This is a genomic window from Oleiphilus sp. HI0067, from assembly GCF_001635735.1.
Window position 1 is genome coordinate 1 of the sequence record NZ_LWFI01000047.1, and the last position, 20659, is coordinate 20659.

At 44.0% G+C, this 20659-nt stretch carries 21 protein-coding genes, 1 pseudogene and 1 riboswitch; of the genes and pseudogenes, 12 read left to right on the top strand and 10 right to left on the bottom strand.

Features of this window, described 5'->3' with window-relative positions; translation table 11 throughout:
- From A3739_RS00800 to A3739_RS00810, 3 genes are all read right to left on the bottom strand, one after another.
- Positions 1 to 569: ribonucleotide-diphosphate reductase subunit beta (locus A3739_RS00800; RefSeq protein ID WP_197471924.1), on the bottom strand; the 569-nt coding region annotated here is incomplete at its 3' end.
- 41 nt (positions 570 to 610) lie between these two features.
- Positions 611 to 3529, bottom strand: a complete 2919-nt coding sequence (locus A3739_RS00805; protein WP_068476122.1) for a ribonucleoside-diphosphate reductase subunit alpha — start codon at positions 3527 to 3529, stop codon at positions 611 to 613.
- 164 nt (positions 3530 to 3693) lie between these two features.
- Positions 3694 to 3915, bottom strand: a riboswitch (cobalamin riboswitch).
- A 163-nt stretch (positions 3916 to 4078) separates the two neighbouring features.
- On the bottom strand, positions 4079 to 4690 hold the full coding sequence (locus A3739_RS00810; protein ID WP_068474695.1) for a Yip1 family protein: 612 nt from the start codon (positions 4688 to 4690) through the stop codon (positions 4079 to 4081).
- 273 nt (positions 4691 to 4963) lie between these two features.
- Here A3739_RS00810 and A3739_RS00815 point away from each other — a divergent pair, with 273 nt between their 5' ends.
- From A3739_RS00815 to A3739_RS00850, 7 genes and pseudogenes are all read left to right on the top strand, one after another.
- Entirely contained in the window at positions 4964 to 5224 is a 261-nt protein-coding gene (locus A3739_RS00815) for a VF530 family DNA-binding protein (RefSeq protein ID WP_068476123.1), read from the top strand.
- A complete protein-coding gene (locus tag A3739_RS00820; RefSeq protein ID WP_068476124.1) occupies positions 5217 to 5600 on the top strand; it encodes a DUF2750 domain-containing protein in 384 nt (127 codons plus the stop codon). The genes A3739_RS00815 and A3739_RS00820 overlap by 8 nt, the downstream gene beginning before the upstream one ends.
- 632 nt (positions 5601 to 6232) lie before the next feature.
- Positions 6233 to 7306, top strand: a complete 1074-nt coding sequence (locus A3739_RS00825) for an extracellular solute-binding protein (protein WP_068476125.1) — start codon at positions 6233 to 6235, stop codon at positions 7304 to 7306.
- A gap of 82 nt (positions 7307 to 7388) precedes the next feature.
- Complete coding sequence (locus tag A3739_RS00830; protein ID WP_068476126.1) at positions 7389 to 8471, top strand: ABC transporter ATP-binding protein; 1083 nt, start codon at positions 7389 to 7391, stop codon at positions 8469 to 8471.
- Between the two features lie 19 nt (positions 8472 to 8490).
- Positions 8491 to 9357 carry an ABC transporter permease gene (locus A3739_RS00835; RefSeq protein ID WP_068476127.1) on the top strand — a complete coding sequence of 289 codons (867 nt, stop codon included), beginning with the start codon at positions 8491 to 8493 and terminating at the stop codon, positions 9355 to 9357.
- A gap of 9 nt (positions 9358 to 9366) precedes the next feature.
- Positions 9367 to 10218, top strand: coding sequence for an ABC transporter permease (locus tag A3739_RS00840; RefSeq protein ID WP_068476128.1), 852 nt, complete (start codon positions 9367 to 9369; stop codon positions 10216 to 10218).
- Between the two features lie 415 nt (positions 10219 to 10633).
- Positions 10634 to 10942 (top strand): annotated as a pseudogene (locus A3739_RS00850) (antibiotic biosynthesis monooxygenase).
- A 96-nt stretch (positions 10943 to 11038) separates the two neighbouring features.
- Here the strand turns inward: A3739_RS00850 and A3739_RS00855 are convergent.
- Positions 11039 to 11314, bottom strand: coding sequence for a hypothetical protein (locus tag A3739_RS00855; RefSeq protein WP_068473085.1), 276 nt, complete (start codon positions 11312 to 11314; stop codon positions 11039 to 11041).
- A gap of 192 nt (positions 11315 to 11506) precedes the next feature.
- On the opposite strand from A3739_RS00855, the gene A3739_RS00860 reads away from it, so the two are divergent.
- The 4 genes from A3739_RS00860 (at position 11507) to A3739_RS00875 (ending at position 13922) form a co-directional block, all read left to right on the top strand.
- On the top strand, positions 11507 to 11746 hold the full coding sequence (locus tag A3739_RS00860) for a hypothetical protein (RefSeq protein WP_156493342.1): 240 nt from the start codon (positions 11507 to 11509) through the stop codon (positions 11744 to 11746).
- A gap of 405 nt (positions 11747 to 12151) precedes the next feature.
- The gene (locus A3739_RS00865) at positions 12152 to 12361 is read left to right on the top strand and encodes a cold-shock protein (RefSeq protein ID WP_068476129.1); all 210 of its coding nucleotides are present in this window, start codon (positions 12152 to 12154) and stop codon (positions 12359 to 12361) included.
- A 134-nt stretch (positions 12362 to 12495) separates the two neighbouring features.
- Positions 12496 to 12963, top strand: coding sequence for a prenyltransferase (locus A3739_RS27895; RefSeq protein WP_068754955.1), 468 nt, complete (start codon positions 12496 to 12498; stop codon positions 12961 to 12963).
- A 458-nt stretch (positions 12964 to 13421) separates the two neighbouring features.
- The gene (locus A3739_RS00875) at positions 13422 to 13922 is read left to right on the top strand and encodes a GNAT family N-acetyltransferase (protein WP_068476130.1); all 501 of its coding nucleotides are present in this window, start codon (positions 13422 to 13424) and stop codon (positions 13920 to 13922) included.
- Here A3739_RS00875 and A3739_RS00880 read toward each other — a convergent pair.
- Together A3739_RS00880 and idi are read right to left on the bottom strand one after the other, a co-directional pair.
- Positions 13919 to 14977 carry an HDOD domain-containing protein gene (locus A3739_RS00880; RefSeq protein WP_068476131.1) on the bottom strand — a complete coding sequence of 353 codons (1059 nt, stop codon included), beginning with the start codon at positions 14975 to 14977 and terminating at the stop codon, positions 13919 to 13921. The two genes, A3739_RS00875 and A3739_RS00880, sit on opposite strands and share 4 nt — an antisense overlap.
- Before the next feature lie 111 nt (positions 14978 to 15088).
- Entirely contained in the window at positions 15089 to 15613 is a 525-nt protein-coding gene (gene idi, locus A3739_RS00885) for an isopentenyl-diphosphate Delta-isomerase (RefSeq protein ID WP_068499812.1), read from the bottom strand.
- Positions 15614 to 15695: 82 nt separating this feature from the next.
- On the opposite strand from idi, the gene A3739_RS00890 reads away from it, so the two are divergent.
- Complete coding sequence (locus tag A3739_RS00890) at positions 15696 to 16388, top strand: aspartate/glutamate racemase family protein (RefSeq protein ID WP_068476133.1); 693 nt, start codon at positions 15696 to 15698, stop codon at positions 16386 to 16388.
- 25 nt (positions 16389 to 16413) lie between these two features.
- Here the strand turns inward: A3739_RS00890 and A3739_RS00895 are convergent, their stop codons facing one another.
- The 4 genes from A3739_RS00895 to A3739_RS00910 all read right to left on the bottom strand — a co-directional run bounded on the left by A3739_RS00895 (position 16414) and on the right by A3739_RS00910 (position 20604).
- Complete coding sequence (locus tag A3739_RS00895) at positions 16414 to 16947, bottom strand: DUF3750 domain-containing protein (RefSeq protein WP_068476134.1); 534 nt, start codon at positions 16945 to 16947, stop codon at positions 16414 to 16416.
- Positions 16948 to 17482: 535 nt separating this feature from the next.
- Entirely contained in the window at positions 17483 to 18721 is a 1239-nt protein-coding gene (locus tag A3739_RS00900; RefSeq protein WP_068476135.1) for a trans-acting enoyl reductase family protein, read from the bottom strand.
- A 325-nt stretch (positions 18722 to 19046) separates the two neighbouring features.
- Positions 19047 to 19826: an SDR family NAD(P)-dependent oxidoreductase gene (locus tag A3739_RS00905; protein WP_068476136.1), complete on the bottom strand. Its 780-nt coding sequence runs from the start codon at positions 19824 to 19826 to the stop codon at positions 19047 to 19049.
- A 13-nt stretch (positions 19827 to 19839) separates the two neighbouring features.
- Positions 19840 to 20604, bottom strand: coding sequence for an SDR family oxidoreductase (locus tag A3739_RS00910; RefSeq protein WP_068476137.1), 765 nt, complete (start codon positions 20602 to 20604; stop codon positions 19840 to 19842).
- Positions 20605 to 20659 lie beyond the last annotated feature (55 nt).

A 20659-nucleotide genomic window follows, 5' to 3' on the forward strand; every position in this document is an offset into this window, starting at 1 on the left:
CTGTAGATTTCAGGAACAACACGGTAGCGGTTGTATATCTCACTCTGATCCAAACCAATGGTTTCGATACAGTGCTGATACGTCCATGTATGCATCGCCTCTTCAAACACCTGACGTGCTTGATAAATTTGTAGTTCTGGCGCGCTCATTTTCTCCATGACCGCAAGGCCAATATTCCGCATCGCTAAGATATCTGAGGTTGTCAGATACGCGAGTACGTTCTCAAAAACATGGCGCTCTTCGACCGTAAGTTTATGGTGATAGTCATGAACATCTTGCGACATATTTACGTCTAAAGGCGTCCAGTGATTTTTGTTAGCGTTCAAGAAATATTGCCAAGCCCAAGGATACTTGAATGGCGCGAGTTGGTTCACATCAGCTTCGCCATTTACAACGCGCTTATCTTCCATACGCACGGGAGGAAGCGCTTCGAGTACGAACTCCTCTTCTTTCGCATGATCTGCGATGTTCGTGACGATACTTGGTTGTGCCTGTGAAGGGATTGCCGCTGCAAGCGGGTCATCCCAATTTGGCGTTGCTGTACTTGTTTTTTTGTTGGTGAATGACATAGTAGGTCCTCAAATATAATTCGGTTTCAATGCGCTCAAACTTATTGGCAAGCTTCGCAGTCGGGTTCGAGAATTGAACACATCTTTGGCGCTTCTTGCCCTTTCGCCAACTCAAAATCATCTCCCGCTTTCTGAGTAGTCTGCGGATTGTGATTTGATAAGCTTCCCTGAACTTCGTTTTGGCTAGCACTTCCAACTACCGTCGAAGTTTGCTCAGCAACCCCTTGATCAACTGGCGTGCTGTTTTTCTCAGTGTGCGTTGCACCCAGCGAACGTAAGTAATAGGTCGTTTTTAAACCGCGGCTCCACGCCGTTTTGTAGAGGTTGTCCAGCTTTTTACCTGAGGGTTCCGACATATAAAGATTCACGCTCTGTGCTTGATCAATCCATTTCTGACGACGTGCTGCCGCTTCCACTAACCAATGCGGTTCTATCTCGAAAGCAGTTGAATACAGTGCCTTGATGTTCTCTGGAATACGATCAATTTTCTTAACACTGCCATCGAAATATTTAAGATCATTGACCATCGCTGCATCCCAAAGATTTTCACGTTTGAGCGCCTCAACAAGCCATGGATTCACAACCGTAAATTCACCGGACAGGTTGGATTTAACAAATAGATTTTGATAGGTCGGTTCAATCGATTGCGACACACCAATAATGTTGGAGATCGTCGCGGTTGGCGCGATAGCCATCACATTTGAGTTGCGTATTCCCTCCTTTTTAATCTTCTGACGCAGGCCATCCCAATCTAAGGTTTGACTGTAATCACAAACGGTATAACGCTCGCCGCGCTCTTGGCTGAGTTTATAAAGCGAGTCGATAGGAAGAATGCCCTGATCCCATAGTGAGCCTTCAAAACTTTCATAGGCTCCACGTTCCTTTGCTAATGCACTCGAAGTTTCTAGTGCATAGTACGAAATAAGCTCCATAGATTGATCAGCAAAATAAACAGCTTCAGCACTCGAGTAAGGAATACCCAGTTTATATAAAGCATCCTGAAAACCCATTAAACCGAGGCCGATAGGACGATGTCGTAAATTAGATGCTTCGGCCTGTGGACATGCGTAGTAATTAATGTCGACCACATTATCAAGCATTCGGATAGCAGTTCGGATCGTCTTTTGGAGACGTTCTCTATCCAACTCGCCGTCCTGAATGTGATTCACAAGGTTGATAGAACCAAGATTGCACACGGCGATTTCATCTTCACTGGTATTGAGCGTAATCTCAGTGCAGAGATTGGAAGAATGCACTACGCCAACGTGTTGCTGCGGCGAACGAATGTTGCAAGGATCTTTGAAAGTAATCCATGGATGCCCAGTTTCGAATAGCATCGAGAGCATTTTACGCCATAGATCTAATGCGGGAATACGCTTAGAGAGTTTAATCTCCCCGATTTCAGCTTTACGCTCATATTCTTCATAACGCTTTTCAAATGCCTGACCAGTTAAGTCGTGCAGGTCTGGAACATCATTAGGAGAAAACAAGGTCCAATCTTGCTCCTCAAACACGCGCTTCATAAAAAGATCTGGAATCCAATTAGCGGTGTTCATATCGTGTGTGCGACGTCTCTCATCCCCTGTATTTTTTCTAAGATCGAGAAAGTCTTCGATATCTAAATGCCAGCTTTCCAAGTATGCACAAACGGCTCCTTTGCGTTTACCGCCTTGGTTCACTGCAACAGCCGTGTCATTTACAACTTTAAGGAACGGCACGACCCCCTGAGACTGGCCATTAGTTCCCTTGATGTGCGCGCCTAGCGAGCGAACATTAGTCCAATCATTACCCAATCCACCTGCCCATTTTGAGAGCAAGGCATTGTCACGCAAAGCGTCATATATACCGCTCAAGTCATCTGGAACAGTGGTCAGATAGCACGATGATAGTTGAGGTCTTAACGTTCCGGAATTGAACAAGGTGGGGGTTGAGCTCATATAATCAAACGATGACAAGAGGTCATAAAATTCAATTGCACGGGCTGTAGGGTCATCCTCATTTAGCGCGAGCCCCATTGCGACTCGCATAAAAAAGGTTTGCGGCAATTCAATACGCGTTTCTTCATGATGAATAAAGTAACGATCGTATAAAGTCTGTAACCCTAAATAGGTAAACTGGTTGTCACGCTCTGGTTTGAGCGCATCGGCAAGCATCTCTATATTGAAGGAATCTAACTTAGAATCGATAAGCTCTTCTTGAATGCCAAAACGGATGCCCGCTTCGAATATTTCAGCATACGCATTACTCGCATCTTCTATCGCAGCAGGCAAGTAAACATTCAATGCCTTACCCACCTCGCTCATTAACGAATCCAACAACAACCTTGCACTAACAAACGAATAATTCGGCTCTGACTCGATCAAAGGTCGCGCAGCCATAATAAGCGCTGTACCAATATCTTCCTCTTTAATGCCGTGATACAGGTTGCGATAGCTCGAATCTAATAAATGATCTGCATCAACGCCTTCAAGGCCTCTGCACACCTGAGAAATCAAAGCGCGAATACGACCAATGTTTAATGGCGCCTCAGAGCCATCATTGCGTTGCATTTTGAAGTGAGGATGTGCCTCTTCGCTAGGCTGTTGATCTTTACGCTGCTGAGCGTGCTCCTCACGGTACAAAACATAAGCCCGTGCAACTTTCTGCATCCCTTGGCGCATCAAGCCTAGCTCAACTTGATCTTGTATATCCTCGATATTGATCGAGCCGCCAGATGGATATTGCTTTTCAAAGCGACCATGAATACCACTTACAATCTGATCGGCAAGCTGCTTAACGTGGCTTGCATCCGCATGATCATGATCCTCTGCGGCCAATATTGCTTTGGTGATTGCGACTGCTATTTTGTCACTATTATATGAATCGAGAGTCCCATCGCGCTTGATCACTTTAAGCTGGAAATTAGAAGTGTTTGAGACTGGTTTGATATTAGGATCAGAGAGTGCATTTGGAGTTGTCATAATTAATTCTCATCGCGTTTCGGTCAACTAGACCAATAACCCTTCGCCATAAAAATCTATATGAACAGCACACACAGTGAGACAACCAATAAAGCTGCCATTGCCAATAATGCTGTCTTTCGATCACCCTATAGTCGCGAAGGTATGAAAGCCCATTTATCTTGTGATAAATGGGTTGCTTTGGCAGGTCTTCGGACTTATGGGCGTGTGTTAAATCTAACGATTATCCTACAGCGACGACTTCCCAGAATTTTACGTTCCAGTGCCTAATGCGTGTAGCTATCTTGCTTCGCATTATGTCGCTTTCGTTCCCAATTACCGCTGCGCGTCAGTTCTGGATTTTCACCAGATTCTCTCTTAGCACAACTAATTCAGAGACATTCTTACGTGTCTATTTAGTAGATGTGAACCAATGCAAAACACAATATATAGGCATTTTTAATAACAAACAACAATATATTGTTTAAAACAATGCCGGCTACGAATCTTAGGTATAAAAAAACCGCAAATCTCATGAGAGCATTTGCGGCTCGATTTAGTCTCTACCTATTATCCGCCAATAAATTCTGGCCCTATACCCAACGACCAAATAATTACCGTTGCGACACGCGTTGAGACAAGATAAACGAGCGCGACTGCGAGAATCGCCCCTTCGAAGAAAAACGCTCTATCTTCTGAAATACGCATCACGATCGGAAGACCCTTGTGTAGAAGAACCCCTGCGCATGCGGCAGCAAATACAAATACTAAGGCGTTGACCCAAAAGACAGGATATAACAGCGAAAAACCACCTAAAAACAGAGGCGTGCATGCGTATGCCATGAGTGCAATTCCGTTTGCAGCTTGCTCGTCATGCTCAGCTCCGTAGGTCTGAGCCATCCAGTCGATCATGTAGCCAATAAAAAATACTCCCAGCAGCATCGTTAGATATGTTAACCCGCACAAGAGGAATGCGCTGTCTGCGGTCAACTTCGTGACGGCCCCATCACCGATTGTCCAACCAACTACAGTGGTAGAATAATAAGCACACAGAGGCCCGATGGCGGCCAATATGCAGGTGTACGCGACAAAGATCCTTGTCGGCATGGAATGCTCTTTTTTGATTTCTTGCCACTCTCTAGTAGGGTGAGTGGCCAATCCAAACATATGTGAAAGCAACATAGTTAGCTCCTCCGCTGGGCTCCGTTCTTACAGTACATAAAGATAGTCGCAATCAGATTCACTTGTTTAGATCACTTTTACTTAAAGAAATGCTGTTTAGACGCTAAAGGAATACAAGCACTTAGTTAACTATGCTAATTCCCTCTTGCATAAGCGATTTCATGCATCACTTGCCGCAAGACCTCTACGCCACTTAAAATCTAGGCAATTTCAACGAACCGGCTGTTTTTAACTATAGTGTTTTGCATTCAACAAAAGGAAAACGACACTCACATGAGTCAGGAACAACCAAACAATCCTCTTCATGGCATCACGCTGGCTACGATTGTAGAAAAACTTTATGAGCATTATGGTTGGGATGGATTAGCGAGCCGCGTCAGTATCAATTGCTTCAAGAAAGATCCATCGATTAAATCATCGCTAAAATTCTTGCGTCGCACGCCATGGGCTCGTACTAAAGTAGAACAGCTTTATTTGTCTACTTTTAACACCCCATCCCCTTCGCCTTGGGAAAATTGGAAAAAACATGACTAAACAAAGCCTCGAACAACTTAGCGCGATGGAACCTGAAGATCGCTACGATTACACCATCGAACAAATATTAGAGCATAAACAGCTTTGGGTATTAATTAATGCTCAGCAAGACTTTATTACGATCAACTATGAAGAAGACGCGTTTAGCTACCTTCCAATGTGGCCGAGTAAAGAAGCTGCCGTTGCTATTTCTGAGTTTGATCAAGAGGTAACGGCCATCGCGATTCCTGTTGATACGTTTATTGATGACCTTGCTGAAGAGCTAGATCAAGCAAAGATAGAAATTGGTGTGTTCCCAGGTGCTGATACAAGCGTATGGGTATGTGACGCCACCGATTTTAAACATGAAATTGAAGACGCACTTAAGAGCTTATAAGCATGCAAATATCATCCGAAATCCCCTTGCTAGAAAATATATTTAGCCAATGGAAAGAACTCATTGCTGATGACTACTTAGACTATCGAAATCACTGCTATCGCTTGATTCACTGCTGCTTCGCACTGCACGATTGTACGGAAGAAGATAAATTAAATAAGCAGTCCAGCCACTTTATGATCAAGAAAATTAATTCTTGCTGATTTATTCTTCCCCGGCTCAGGCGGTGAGTCGTAATCCAATATATGGACAGCACAAGCAATGAATTCAAAGCCCAAAAAATTAGTTTCATTAAGTACGGCCATTACCAAATTAAGAGCCATAGTGGCGACTCTTAATACCCCTTTTTTGTCCCTGCCTAGACATACTCCAAAAGATACCTCCTTTAATGTATTTATTCAGATGAATTAAACTACCAATAGTCACGAACTCCACAAGTAATAATCTTTTCCAATAATTTTATCACCGCATTTTCGCTGTCACAAAACTGTCTATGTTATCGACTATAGTTCGGCACGACGCTTCATTTGTGTCTTATGCTGTATAGGGAAACCTCCCAACACGGATGCGTCGTCTTTACTAGCAACCGATTGAGGCTGCAATCAATACGATAAAAAGGGGTAATATCCAGAATGAAAGCAATAAAGAAACTTACCACTGGTGCAGTATCTGCAGCCATCTTGCTTGGAGCGTCGCAATTCGCAAGTGCGGAAACGCTTCGGCTCTTAACTTGGGGCGGATATGCTCCAGATGAAGTTATCGCACAATTTAAAGCCGAAACTGGCATTGACGTTGAGGTAACTAAGTCAAACAACGAAGATATGATTTCTAAACTGCGTGCGACAGGTGGATCTGGTTTCGACCTTGCGCAACCAAGCCAAGATCGTATTTCAGGTGCGCAAGCGGAGTTTGATATCTACAAGCCGATTGACTTGAGCAAAATCGACAATAGCTTGTTTATCGATTCCATGCTCGAAGCGACAAAAAATACCACGATGTTCGACGGAGATGTATACGGTGTGCCGCATATTTGGGGTACTAGCGGCTTAGTTCTTGATACAAAAATGGCAGCAAGCGTTAAAGACTATGCGGACCTATGTAGCGCGGATGTTGCGGGTAAAGTTTCTTATCGTTTGAAGCGCCCTACCCTGATTGGCTTTGCTTTCTCTATGGGCTTAGATCCATTTGCTGCATATGGCGACACAGCTAAATACCAAGACATCATCAATCAAGTCACTGACAAGCTCATCTCTTGTAAAGCCAATGTTAAAACGTACTGGTCTGGAGGTGATGCACTCATGAATCTCCTCCGCTCTGGAGAAGCGACTGCAGCAATGGCGTGGGATACAGGCGGTTGGAAGCTAAACAAAGAGCTACCTAACGTTACTTTCGTTGCACCAACTTCTGGTGCACTCGGCTGGATCGATACCTTTGTGCTGCCACGTAAAACCAAAGCAGAAGACGCGGCATACAAGTGGATCAACTTTGTAATGCAACCAAAAATCGCAAGTATGATCACGAACGTGGCAGGTAACTTCACAGCATCTAAAGGTGGTGATGTTGAAGTAGACCCCGAGTTACAAAAACGCTTCAAAGCATCGTTCAGCCAAGCTGACATCGATAATATTAAATGGTACCCGACCGTACCTGCTGGTTTAGAAACGATGGAAGGTAAAGCCCTCGATAGAATCAACGCCGCTAAATAGTCACTACGACGACTATTATTTTAAGCAATGAGTCGAGGTCGAAAGACCTCGACGTTCTCTTTTTATGTAGTGGAACGCCCGAATGTCCTGCGATTTAGAATGCCAACACTTAGTAAAGCAATTTGATAAATTTACTGCCGTTGACGATGTATCTTTTTCCATACCCAAAGGTTCCTTCTTTTCAATTCTTGGCCCATCTGGCTGCGGGAAAACCACGCTATTACGAATGATCGCAGGGTTTTACGAGCCGACCTCGGGCGACATAAAAATTAAAGGCAAATCTGTCCTTTCGACACCGCCTAACAAACGCCCTGTCAATCTCGTTTTTCAGCACTTAGCGCTGTTCCCGATGATGAGTGTTGCAGAAAATATTGCTTACGGTCTTCGCCGCAGAAAAGTGGCGAAAGCCGAGATTGATCAGCGTGTAAAAGATTCATTAGAGCGTATTGGTTTGCCAGACGCAGGAAGTAAACGTATTGATCAATTATCTGGCGGGCAAAAACAACGTATTGCCATTGCACGCTGTATGATTCTCAACCCCTCCGTACTTCTTCTTGATGAACCGCTCGGAGCACTCGATCTAAAACTTCGCGAGCATATGAAGGTTGAACTAAAACAACTACAAAGCCAGTTTGATACCACCTTTGTGTACATCACGCATGACCAGTCAGAGGCGCTTGTTATGTCTGATCAAGTTGCGGTCATGAATCATGGTCGCTTTGAACAAGTCGGTACGCCCCAAGAACTTTACTATGAACCACAAACGCCCTTTGTCGCCGACTTTGTTGGAGAAAGTAACCATTGGGAGGCTACAGTCAGCGTACAAGATTCTCAACGCACCACACTAACCACCACGAGCGGTTTATCGATTCAAACCCAAACGACAAGCAATCTTGAAATCGGACAAACAGTGAATATCTATCTTCGTCCCGAATCCATCACATTGGGACAAGAGCAAACTACAGCGGATAATCAACTCCAGGCATCTGTAAAGAGTGTATTGTTCGACGGTGCTAAGAGCCGCGCAATCATGACCAACAACGATGCGGAAGAGATTATTGTTTCCCTACCTCAGACAGGTGAGTTTTCAGATCTTAAGGCAGGCGACAAACTATCATTAAGCTGGCGAGCAGATATCGCCAAAGTATTTACGAACCAAGCTTGAGCGTTTTAGGAAAGATAAAATGAACTCAAGCCAGACACGACTCACCCTGATACTCCTGCTTAGTCCTTTTTTACTTTGGCTAGGCTTACTTGTGATCATCCCTCATATCGATATGTTCTTCTTATCGATTAGAGAAAAAGTTGCCCCTCGAACCTATGAAACGAGCTTGGCAAACTATGCAGAATTTTTTACTGAGCCGTTCTATTGGAATACCTTAGCGAGAACGGCATTTATGTCGATACTTGCCACAGTGCTTACACTAATTATTGCTTTTCCCGTAGCGTATTACATAGCTAAGATGTTGCGTGGAAAAACCAAAAGCATCTTATTTTTACTCTGCCTGTTGCCGTTTTGGGTTAGCGAATTAGTGCGCACCTTTGGTTGGATGATCCTTCTCAGAGAAACTGGAGTTATCTCCTCCTCTCTGCAGTGGCTTGGACTGATCGACGGTCCAATCGAATTTTTATACAACGATGTCACCGTGATGATGGGCTTAATTTACACCTCCATGTTATTTATGGTGGTGCCGTTGGTAAGCACTTTAGATAGTTTAGATGACAGCTTAATTGAAGCGGGTTATGACCTTGGCGGCAGTAAGCTTTCTATCCTGAAAGAGATCGTTATCCCACATTCAATGCCGGGCATAATATCCGGCTGCATTGTCGTATTTATGCTAACGCTCGGTAATTACCTCACACCAATTCTACTCGGAGGTAAATCGAGTATGTGGTTTACCGGTCAGATCTATACCCAGTTTATTACCCGATTTAATTGGGAGCTCGGCGCTGCCTTTGGTTTTTTATTACTTATCGTTTCATCCACCATCGTGTGGCTTGGTTTGAAGCTATCCGGACAAACGCTCGCTTCGACAGTAGCGAAAAGCTAAGGACTTTATATGCTTCCTACTATACCCAGATCAAATCGCTACAACTGGAGCTATCAGCTCTATATCTTCCTATTTTTTGTTTACCTCATTGCGCCATTAGTGGTCGTCGCGAGCTTTGCCTTTAACGACTCCCTGTTTCCGTCACTACCATGGAAAGGCTTTACATGGGATTGGTTTATTAACGATACCCAACCTAAATTAGGCTTATTTCATGATCGTAGCCTAATGAACGGCATTGGCGTTTCATTCTTTGTTGCATGCTGTGTGACTGGACTGAGCATTGCGATCGGCACAAGCAATGCCTTTTTATTTGAACGTTATGAGTTTCGCTTCAAACAATTCGCATACATATTGTTGTTGCTGCCTCTGGTTATTCCGGGCGTCATTCTCGGCATCTCTATTCTCGTATTTTCAAACACGCTTGCTAACGGAGTTGAAGATCATATTGGGTGGGATCTTGAGTTCCTTAGACCAGGGCTATTACTCGTAGTGCTTGGCCAATTCGCCTTTATAACTACGATTGCGACCTTAGTTATTTCGGCTCGGCTGAAAAAGTTTGATAGATCACTTGAGGAAGCCGCCTACAATCTAGGCGCAAGTCGCTTTGAAGTATTACGTACTATTACCTTACCCTACCTCAGGCCAGCCATGCTCGGCGCAGGCGTTGTCGCGTTCTTGATGTCTTTTGAAAATTTCAATACAACACTCATGCTAGTCGGCTCTGATGCCCCCTTAACTATCGCGATGTATGACAGACTTAAAGAAGGATCGACACCAGTCTTAAACGCTGTGTCGTTATTTCTGATGTTAGGGTCCGCCCTCCTAGCCTTGATTAGTATTTTGGTTCAGAAAGAAAAATAAGGCTGCGAGATCCAAATACCCATATGACCTACAACCAGTTCAATCGATTTTGCGCCAATCTACCCTGCACGAACTATGGTATGCAATGGGGAGGCGCTCATGTTTAGAACTTTTCGCAATCGGAGGTTGGAATGGGGCAAACAAAACGCCTACCTTTTCATTTGAGACTTCCGAACTAGATTTTCAATTTATACAGCACAAAGGTGGTTACCGACCTGCTCCCTATTTTGCGAATCGAGGAACGAAGTGGATTCAATGCACCGACCGTCAAAATGAAGAAGAGCTGCGTTATTATCTCAGCGAGTCACATCGCTTAGCCTCTTTAAACCTCACCAACAAACTTCAAAAAGAACTTCACCTCAACCAATAACAAGGCGTAGTCTTTGTCCTTAATAAATAGCTTAGGAGTACAAACGTGTACATCGCAATGAACCGCTTCAAAATCAAACTGTGTTGTGAGAAAGACTTTATCGAGATCTGGAAGAATCGCGATTCCTTTCTAAGCGAGGTACTAGGATTTAAATCGTTTAATTTACTGCAAGGCGAAACTACCGAAGAATACACCTTGATCTCATCACGTGCAGTTTAGGAGTCGGAAGAAGCATTTCGCGCATGGACCAAATCTGAAGCTTTTCGTAAAGCGCATGCAAATGCGGGCGGCCCATCTTCAAAAGAGCTACATGTCAGTCCTCCTCAATTAGAGTGCTTTGCAGCCGTTATTTAGCTTGTAATCACACAACTAGAATACTGATATCGAAAAGCAGTCTACTGCATATCCCTTAAACTCCAAGTGGCAGATATAGCTATGTACATAGCTGAGTTAATATCCACAGCGATCAATCCTTTCCAATAGCATTAATTCGGGGTCGCCAAATACATCTTGCATCCCAAACACCCGGCAATTACTCAATTCTTGCTGACATGTGAGTAGCAATAGCTGCCGAAATAACTTCTGAATTTCATTCTTATCTGCGACGTTTCCTTTCTGACGTGCTTCAGAGTAGGCCCACCTCATACACGTTCGCTTTGACTCAGCGTCGACGATCTCTAAGTTCGGATTTCCTTCCTCTAACCACGCATATATGTAATATCCCATCGTATCTTCTCCTATTTACAGGAATACAAATGATAATCGTTATTATTTAAATCGCAAGTGAATTGCTTCTCGTTTTATTTCAACAAGCTTCCCTCCAAAGAAAGCGAAACCGGATTTCTATTTTTTGAAGCTAAAAAACTTATGCAAATCTCATAGGATCACTTTAATCACTAACCAATGATCAACTTATTTATGAGTCATCTCAGCAAAGTTCTTATCTTTAAAATTCTTGGCACCGTGTTGGTTTGGTGCATCCCTCTCTTACTTTTTCCAGCGTCTGTTTTAGAGCAATTCGGGTTTCCTGCACAAGATAGCTACATGTTTATTCGTATGCTGGGTTGGGCCTATTTAGCATTATGCGTTGGTTACTTCATGGGCTTACAAGCCTCACTAAAAGGCAAGCGTTTAATGACCCCATTTATGTTGGCGTAGTCAGATGGTGGCGGCTGTTTATTCCTTCTTTACTACGGCATAAGCGGGGAATGGTCTGCATGGGGTGGCGCTATTCAATTTATCGCTTGGAGTTCGACACTTGCGACGGCTTTGATTACTGCGGGTTTGTTTGTTTTTGGCATCAAAGGAAACGAACCAATTATTGAGTCGTTTTAGTTCCATAATTGGGTATACGAGCAAGAATAAAAATACACAAAATTTTGATCGACTTTTGATCAATGTATGTATAGAGTTCGCCTCAGCTAGTAAGACACACCGTGTATTTACATCCTACATGTCGTTGTTATTCGTATTCCTCGTCCTGCAGTTGTTACGCCCAGTTTGTTTTTTCCAGCACATTTGCCGCATACAGGCGTTTTAATTGATTTTTTTCAGGATATAGATATGTCTAATACAGTTACTGGTACAGTAAAATGGTTCAACGAAACTAAAGGCTTTGGTTTTATCGCTCAAGAAAATGGCCCAGACGTTTTCGCTCACTTCCGTCAAATCAAAGGCGAAGGCTTCAAAACATTGGCTGAAGGCCAAAAAGTTGATTTTGAAGTAACACAAGGCCAGAAAGGCCCACAAGCTGAGAACATCGTTCCACAGTAATTAATACTGTTTACGATCCAGCAAAAAGGCGAACTAAACGGTTCGCCTTTTTTGTTTAACATCTACTGATCTCTTATCTAATATAAACAGCTCATGTAACGAGTTTAAAACTCTTAAACAGTGGATGAGCCTCCATGTCTGTCAACCTACAAAACCCTAGCCCTTCGAAACTACAAAGCGCCATTCAAACAACCAGACCACCCTTTCTTATCTTAGCGCCAGTCTGTGTTTTATTGGGGTTAAGTTTGGCTTATCAGGCTGGGTATAGTTTTAAACTGATCGACCTCATTCTAATATTTGCTGCAGCTCTTCTGGCACATGCTAGCGTCAATTCACTGAACGAATACATCGATTTTAAATCTGGTCTTGATCTTAAGACTGAACGCACGCCTTTTAGTGGAGGCAGTGGCGCTCTTCCAAATAATCCTAGCGCTCTGAAGCATGCTCTCATCCTTGGGTTAGTCAGCCTAAGTCTTACCGCACTGATCGGTTTGTATTTTGTTTATTCTGTAGGCCTCATACTTCTACCGCTTGGAATAGCTGGTATTGCCTTGGTGCCTTGTATTCACCATGGATTAATCGATTACCATGGGTATGCTTGATTGCGCCCGGCGCAGGATTTAGAATTGTTATAGTCGCCGGAAACTTCTTAGTGATCGCGAAGACTTATGATCAACTCGCTTATCTAGCTCTGCTGCTACCATTTTGTTTGAGTAATAACTTGCTTTTACTTACTCAATATCCGGATATTCACGCAGACAAAAACGTTGGTCGACGCACCTTCCCGATCGTATAAGGAATCCAATTAAGCACATATATGCTCGGTGTATTCTACCTAGTCGGCTATGGTTCCATAACAGTTAGCGTTTATCTATCACAGCTACCGATTCTTACTTTGCTAAGTTTGATTACCTTGCCATTGAGCATGTACGCGTTTATTGAGGCGAAGCGTCTAGTGATGATATTGCGAATAATCCAAAAGCACTTGCATTAACGTCATTAGCGCAATTGTAAGCCCCTTGGTGCTTAGTATTACTTTATTCATCGCTTAGAGGCACTTATGCATTCTTCACTGACTTTTCGTTCTGCGACACCTTCCGACACTGATCGTTGTTTTCAAATAGAACAAGAAGGCTATGCGGGCGATGAAGCTGCCACTCGAGAAAAAATCCAACAACGTATTGAGACTTATCCCGAGGGATTTCTCGTTCTAGAAAAAGAGTCGCAAATCATCGGTTTCATCAATTGCGGAGCATGTTTTGACGTCTCCCTAAGTGATGAGGAATTCAAAGAACTCATCGGTCATGATCCAATAGGCCCAAATATCGTTGTCATGTCAGTGGTTGTGTATCCTGATTTCCAGCACCAAGGTTATGCCACTGCATTAATGCACGAATTTATTGCTATGATGCAGGCGATGCAAAAGTCAGCGATGTATCTTATCTGCCAAGAGGAGCTCGTCGGTTTTTATCAACAATTTGGGTTTGTTGATGACGGGACGTCAGAATCGAGTCACGGAGGATTACGCTGGAACGACATGCATTTAGTCTTGTCGAACTAACCTTCAATTGTTGATTTCAACGATAACAAAACCGTTTGATTTACAAACTCGTCCGACTCAGTCAGCAGAGAAAGTTTTTCTATACTGATGGGAGGTTTAGCCGAGGCTTCAACAGCAGAATATTGCGCCAGAATGATCGCATCATAGACAATTGAGTACTTGCGCAAACGCATGGCATCTCCCATATCGTAGAGCGCTTGATCAAACTCCTCAGACATACCCCATTCTTTTCGAATTTGGATACAAATTTTCCATGCAACTCGCTTAAATACCTTAAGGCGCTGCATTGGAAGGATTTTTTCCTCCTCCGGCAAAGATCCTTCTAGGCGGTCAAGCTCTTGATTGACAATCAACATGGCCAGTTCTGGAATCAAGCCAAGCAAATAGTTAGATGGCCCATCTTGATCACGAATACTACTCAATGCTTCTATGCTTGCTCCGGAACACAAAGCCCATCGCCATACCGTCTCATTTAGCGTTTTATTTCCACCACTGGCTTGGAATACGGGCATCATCGTTGCAGCAGAAACAACACGCTTAATACCGGCAATGCCAAGGCGTCGAATTGCTTCATCTAATGATTCAACACTTTGATTATTCAATCTGAAAAATGGAGAGTTTGCAATTTTAAGCACTTGTGAAGTAAGCGCCGGATCCTTAATTAGAAATTGCGCCACGGTATCGTTATTAACCATTTCCATCTTCAGAAGCTTCAACAAGAGAGGCAAAGAGCTTGGTTTTCTGGGAATTTTTTCAGAGTTTAATTCGTTACTAAGCAGCTGCTTTGCGTAGCTTTTGGCATTTTCTCTCTGAGTTTCAGTTGGCATCTCATAAGAATGTTCGGTTCCAAACAAACTCTGACAAAAGGCGTGATCTAATTCGAGCAAGTATTCACGATAACGCTTTGTTTTCGCGTTAGTCGTTTCAGAATTCGTCGCCCCATGCGTATCTTCAGAAGCGTTCTGTCGTTCGGTGAGATGATAAACAGGCTGATTACTGACTGGTTCAGTAACTGCACTTACACCAAACATTTTTCTTAACCATGCAATCGCCATATCGGTTTATCCGTAACCTTCATCGCATATTTGAATATGCACTAAAACGTGCGCCACTTCACAAAGTGTAATACAGGCTCTTAGTAATGCAAAAGTACTCGCAACTTAAACTTAGGAAGGAATTCGACCCAGAACGAAGGGTAACCAAGGCGTGTATTTTCCTGGGTTCTTCACAAGATCAGTCTTTAAATCCGATTCTAATACCCATGCTGTTTCACTGACTTCTTGAGGGTTCAACTCAAAGTCGAAGATTGTGTCATTAGAAACAAATACATGGTCATACTCATGTTCAATAAGACCGTTTTGCATTTCCGTTCGATACAAAACAGGCTCTAATTCCTTAAGATCTAATTTTTGCGTTATTCCAAGCTCTTCTCCGACTCTGCGCTGAACAGCCGCAGCTGGCAATTCTTCATCAAAAGGATGGGAACAACAGGTATTACTCCATAGGTTTGCTCCATGGTATTTAGTCGCGGCACGTTTCTGGAGAAGGTACTCGCGTTGACCATCAACAACTCGATAGACCACTAGAGAGAAAGCCAAATGCAACAAGCCTTTTTGATGTGCCTCAAGCTTATCGGCAAGGCCTAACTTCTTTCCCATCTCATCAACAAGTACTAGCTCGTTAGTCACCATTCAGTCCTACATTTCATAATTCAAGACAAGCCTAGACGAAATATGTTTTGATTGTCAGATCAATTTTCTCGGAGTCCAACAAATGAAAACAATAGGCCTTCTCGGCGGCATGAGTTGGGAAAGTACGCAAGGCTACTACAAAGCGATCAATGAAGGAGTGAAAGCTAAGCTTGGCGGTTTACACTCGGCCAAAATAGTTTTGGTGAGCGTAGACTTCGCAGAGATCGAGCACTTACAACATCAAAACGATTGGGAGAGCTGCGCGCAAATCTTGTTATCAGCCTCATTAAATGTCCAATCCGCTGGCGCCGACTGTCTGCTGATCTGTACCAACACTATGCATAAAGTCGCTCCAACTATCGAAGAAAAAATCAACATATCACTACTACACATCGCTGATGCCACAGGCCAAACACTTCTAAACGCAAATATTATTAAAGTAGGTCTGCTTGGCACCGCATTCACCATGGAACAAGACTTCTACAAAGGACGATTACAAGACAAATTCTCGCTAGATGTCCTTACGCCTAACGAGGAAGATCGTGCTGAAGTGCACCGAATCATCTACGAAGAACTCTGCAAAGGCCAACTGCTTGAGTCATCCAAAGAGCGTTACTTAGATATCATAAAGAAACTACAGGCCCAAGGTGCACAGGCTGTAATTTTAGGTTGCACAGAAATTGGATTGTTGGTGAAGCAAGAGGATACGGAAGTGACGCTTTTTGACACCACCGCTATTCATGCAGAAACAGCGGTGGATTTTGCTCTAAGCTAGTCGCGTAATCACATAGAAATCGATGTTAAGGCTCCCAGCCACTGCCAATCGCTCTAAATGGCATATCTAATTCGAAGCCTTCGATTTGACTAGCAACCCATGCAGGATAGGTATTGCTATTGGGACCTGGGAACACGGTATATTCATTTGCCCAAGGGTAATCACGTGAAACGCGAAGAATATCTTCGATGAGCTGATCAGCGCCCTCACCACGCTTTTCGTATACCAACTCTGGCTTTGCCCCAAACCAATAGCGATCAGGCAAGTCTTTCTCTATGCGAAGAACCGGCACACCCCATCGAGCGCGCCAGCCAATCACTTCAAGGACAGTGTATTGATCTGCATTGCTTGGTTTAACAGATATCCATGTATGCACTGCAAATATCCCTCGCCATCCCCAAGCATCTGCAGCGTAAACTTGCACGATGGCATCAGAATAATCACCGGGGAGTGGAGATAAATTCGCAGAGTCTCGGCTCGCGTCTCGCCAACTACCGGTGCTACACCCCGTAAGCACTAGACCAAGACTTAACACCAATACAGTGAATATACTTCGCATCGAAACCTCTTGATTTACCTTATTCAACTTAGACCTAAGACAAAATGTCTTACGCGTTATGAAGATGCGTAGATTAGACACAAAGCCTTTGAAAGAAGAGGTTAGATATACGAAAACTTTAAAAGTTCGAGTAAGACATACCCAAGCTGGGTCAATAAAGAATTTAGAATAAGGCAAAAACAAATAAAAACGCGCAGCTACTTAGCGTTAGGAGAGCAGCTTAGGCAAGGCGAAAGTTTATGAGAACACGGAGTTTACATATAAGTAAATACTCGCGTAGCTCGCCCTACGGACCGCACTAAAGTGCGTTCTGGCAAAGCCAGTGAGTAAAGCGAACAAGCTTTCAACACAGCTTACGAAACGCCTAACCTCACAAGCGACGATAAGACGCGACGAAAATGAACGAAAGCTCGCAGCTTCTTAGCGTTAGGAGAGCAGCTTAGGCAGGGCGAAAGTTTGTGAGAACACGGAGTTTACATATAAGTAAATGAGTATTTCGAACAAGCTTTCAACACAGCCTAAGCAATCGCAGTAGCTAAGAATGGATTTCGAATTGAAGTCCAGCTTTCGAGATTAATCTCTCAATCAACACATCCCCCATCGCAGTTGATGGCGTATGCATTCCTGCCACTTTAGCTGTCTTGTCTTTATCAAGCGCTAAGCACGCTGCCGCTTCACCAAGCATTTTAGAGGTAGACCCGTAACCAGGATCACGATCACCACTAACAAATCCTTTCACGATCGAGCCATCGCGCATTTTAGCGATCACAAGATACTTCCAGAAGCCAGCTTCGCGCTCTGCCTTAGATGGCCCCTCACCCGGTGCTGGTAAAAACTTAGCAGTAATCTTTTTGTAGAATCCACCGGGCTTACCGCCAAGCATTGCACCGAGACCAACCAAACCAGTAATCGCTTTCAAACGGCCAGAGAAGCCATCGCCAGTCAGCATCGCTTCATCATAGGTGAAATCTTTTCCATAAGGAAAACCCGCCAAAGCGTGGCTACGACGCACCACACGTGTGTTGATCGCTGCCATAACGAACGGCATAAGGAAGCTCTTTGCATCGTCATCGTACTTCACGCTTTGCAAATCGCGCTTATCGTCGCCACCCATCTCATCACGAGGATTCAAAGTGTACGGGTTATTCAATAACTTAAAGAGCTCTTTGTCATCCGCTACTTCAGCGAGCACGTTATTGATACTTGCAATCGTGCCACCACTCGCACCACCTTTCATTGACTTCACTCGAACCTTGATCGCTTTCGCGTATTCGCCTTTAAGCTCCTTCACTTTGTTCTGAACAAAGTAAGTGCCCAAGTCAGATGGAATAGAGTCAAAGCCACAACAATGAATAATACGCGCACCAGTTTCTTGAGCGCGTTCATGGTGTTGATCGATCATTCGACGAATCCACTGCGTTTCACCAGCAAGGTCACAATAATCCGTACCGGCTTCAACACAAGCCGCAACAAGCTCGTTCCCATACAAAGCATATGGACCAACAGTCGTACAAATAACTTTCGTCTTACTGACTAAGTCTTTCAAGCTAGCTTCGTCGTGACTATCCGCAATTAGGATTGGTATATCATTAGTGCCTTGGCCATCATTTAGACCTGCACGAACTTCCTCGAGCTTAGCTTGATTACGTCCAGCCATCGCCCACTTAAGCTCGCCATTGAGGCCGTAAGTACTTAAATAAAATTCGGCTACTAAGCGGCCAGTAAAGCTACTCGCACCCCAAATAATGACGTCATACTCACGTGAATCTGACATGTTATTTTTCTCCAGTTGTTATGTATGCAGAACGCTTTACGGGAGACGATAAACGCTCGAATAATTCTTTTATGATTCAGGAACACTCCAAGTGATCCTGAATTTACCTCTTTATAAAACAGTAGGTTCCCGTCCACCCCAGGGCGCCCTCTCTCGCTTCGCGATTCACCTTGTCTGCGGAAATGATGCACGCAGTATCCGAATAGCGTCACGAGAGCAGCATAGGCAAAGCGAAAGTTTGTGAGATAGCGGAGTTTACATATACGTAAATGAGCAAAGCGAACAAGCTTTCAACACGGCCTAAGCAATCACAGTAGCTATTTAACTACATAGCAGACATACCACCATCGACCGGAACCGCTATTCCGTTCATATACGTGTTCGCTGGCGACAACATCATCACCATCACGTTTACGATTTCCTCAACACGCGCAATACGCTTAAGCGGACAACCACGCGCAAGCGTCTTGTTTAATTCTTTCTCATCACCATTCGGATTAAGAATCGGGTTATCCACCATTGGCGTTGAAGTAAAGAATGGGCAAATCGCATTCACTCGCACATTCATTGCACCCATTTCCACAGCAGCCGTTTTTGTCATACCTACAACAGCATGCTTCGCGGCACCATAAGAACCACCCATTGGCGTCGCGCCTAAACCTGCCATTGATGCTACGTTTAGAATGGCCCCATCTTTTTGGCCAGCCATCATACGCATCTGGTGCTTCATACCGAAAGCAACGCCCTTTAGATTTACATCCAATTGGTGCTGCAAGGTTTTCTCATCGATCTGCGTAAACGGCATCAACTTCGGAGCAATACCCGCATTGTTTACCGCAATATCCATACCACCAAAGGTAGACTTTGCCAAAGCAACTAACTCTTCAGCATGCGATTCTTCAGCAACATTCCCAACAGCACTCGCTACTTCTGCGCCAAGCGCTTTTACTTTTTCGACAGTTTCAGCCAAACCATCCGCGTTGTAATCGGCAATCACTAGCTTTGCGCCACGCTCAGCAAGCTCTATTGCAAGTGCTGCGCCAAAACCACTTGCCGCACCCGTAATCAAGGCAACTTTGCCATTAAAATCAAGAAGCTTATCCATCTTACTATCTCCCTTAAATCGTAAAGCCGCCATCGACGACAATGCATTCACCTGTGGTATAGCTCGATGCATCACTCACGAGATACAAAACGGTACCAGCCATTTCATCTGGTTCTGCATGACGATGCATTGGAATCATCTGCATTGCCGCTTTGTACATGCTTTCATTGGTAAACAAAGCGCCTGCAAATTTTGTTTTGGTTAAACCCGGAAGCAAAGCATTCACTCGGATATTGAATGGAGCGCACTCTTTCGCGAACGCTTTGGTCATATTTATAACAGCAGCCTTAGTAATCGAGTAGATGCCCTGCATCATGCCCGGCTGAAGACCATTGATAGATGCCGTGTTCACGATTGCGCCTCCACCGTTTTTACGCATCAACTTGCCCGCCTCAGCAGACATAAAGAAGTAACCACGGATGTTTACATCAACCGTTTTGTTGTAAGCGCTAATATCGGTATCAAGAATATGACCAAAGTAAGGGTTAGCCGCCGCGTTGTTGACCAAAATATCTAACTTGCCGTGCTTATTGCCAATGTACTCAAAGGTCTCTTTAATTTGATCCATATCGCCAACATGGCAAGCCCATGCCTCTGCAGAACCACCCGCTTCACCAATCGCATCCGCCACACTCTGACAATCATCAATCTTACGGCTTGACACAATAACGTGAGCGCCCTGCTCTGCAAGCAGCTTGGCGATGGATTCACCAATACCGCGGCTTGCGCCAGTAACTAGGGCGATTTTGCCTTCCAGGTTAAATAAGTTAGTAGCCATCTTTTTTATCCTATTTCCTACATTCTTAAACTAGGGTCAGAGTACTTTTACTCTG

Excerpts from the sequence above, each read along its gene's own strand:
- A3739_RS00835 (WP_068476127.1), top strand. The coding sequence starts at position 8,491 with ATGAACTCAAGCCAGACACGACTCACCCTGATACTCCTGCTTAGTCCT.
- A3739_RS00805 (WP_068476122.1), bottom strand. The coding sequence starts at position 3,529 with ATGACAACTCCAAATGCACTCTCTGATCCTAATATCAAACCAGTCTCA.
- A3739_RS00865 (WP_068476129.1), top strand. The coding sequence starts at position 12,152 with ATGTCTAATACAGTTACTGGTACAGTAAAATGGTTCAACGAAACTAAA.
- A3739_RS00810 (WP_068474695.1), bottom strand. The coding sequence starts at position 4,690 with ATGTTGCTTTCACATATGTTTGGATTGGCCACTCACCCTACTAGAGAG.
- A3739_RS00895 (WP_068476134.1), bottom strand. The coding sequence starts at position 16,947 with ATGCGAAGTATATTCACTGTATTGGTGTTAAGTCTTGGTCTAGTGCTT.
- A3739_RS00905 (WP_068476136.1), bottom strand. The coding sequence starts at position 19,826 with ATGGATAAGCTTCTTGATTTTAATGGCAAAGTTGCCTTGATTACGGGT.
- A3739_RS00860 (WP_156493342.1), top strand. The coding sequence starts at position 11,507 with ATGAGTCATCTCAGCAAAGTTCTTATCTTTAAAATTCTTGGCACCGTG.
- A3739_RS00875 (WP_068476130.1), top strand. The coding sequence starts at position 13,422 with ATGCATTCTTCACTGACTTTTCGTTCTGCGACACCTTCCGACACTGAT.
- A3739_RS00815 (WP_068476123.1), top strand. The coding sequence starts at position 4,964 with ATGAGTCAGGAACAACCAAACAATCCTCTTCATGGCATCACGCTGGCT.
- idi (WP_068499812.1), bottom strand. The coding sequence starts at position 15,613 with ATGGTGACTAACGAGCTAGTACTTGTTGATGAGATGGGAAAGAAGTTA.
- A3739_RS00830 (WP_068476126.1), top strand. The coding sequence starts at position 7,389 with ATGTCCTGCGATTTAGAATGCCAACACTTAGTAAAGCAATTTGATAAA.
- A3739_RS27895 (WP_068754955.1), top strand. The coding sequence starts at position 12,496 with ATGTCTGTCAACCTACAAAACCCTAGCCCTTCGAAACTACAAAGCGCC.
- A3739_RS00890 (WP_068476133.1), top strand. The coding sequence starts at position 15,696 with ATGAAAACAATAGGCCTTCTCGGCGGCATGAGTTGGGAAAGTACGCAA.
- A3739_RS00825 (WP_068476125.1), top strand. The coding sequence starts at position 6,233 with ATGAAAGCAATAAAGAAACTTACCACTGGTGCAGTATCTGCAGCCATC.
- A3739_RS00840 (WP_068476128.1), top strand. The coding sequence starts at position 9,367 with ATGCTTCCTACTATACCCAGATCAAATCGCTACAACTGGAGCTATCAG.
- A3739_RS00880 (WP_068476131.1), bottom strand. The coding sequence starts at position 14,977 with ATGGCGATTGCATGGTTAAGAAAAATGTTTGGTGTAAGTGCAGTTACT.
- A3739_RS00820 (WP_068476124.1), top strand. The coding sequence starts at position 5,217 with ATGACTAAACAAAGCCTCGAACAACTTAGCGCGATGGAACCTGAAGAT.
- A3739_RS00855 (WP_068473085.1), bottom strand. The coding sequence starts at position 11,314 with ATGGGATATTACATATATGCGTGGTTAGAGGAAGGAAATCCGAACTTA.
- A3739_RS00910 (WP_068476137.1), bottom strand. The coding sequence starts at position 20,604 with ATGGCTACTAACTTATTTAACCTGGAAGGCAAAATCGCCCTAGTTACT.
- A3739_RS00900 (WP_068476135.1), bottom strand. The coding sequence starts at position 18,721 with ATGTCAGATTCACGTGAGTATGACGTCATTATTTGGGGTGCGAGTAGC.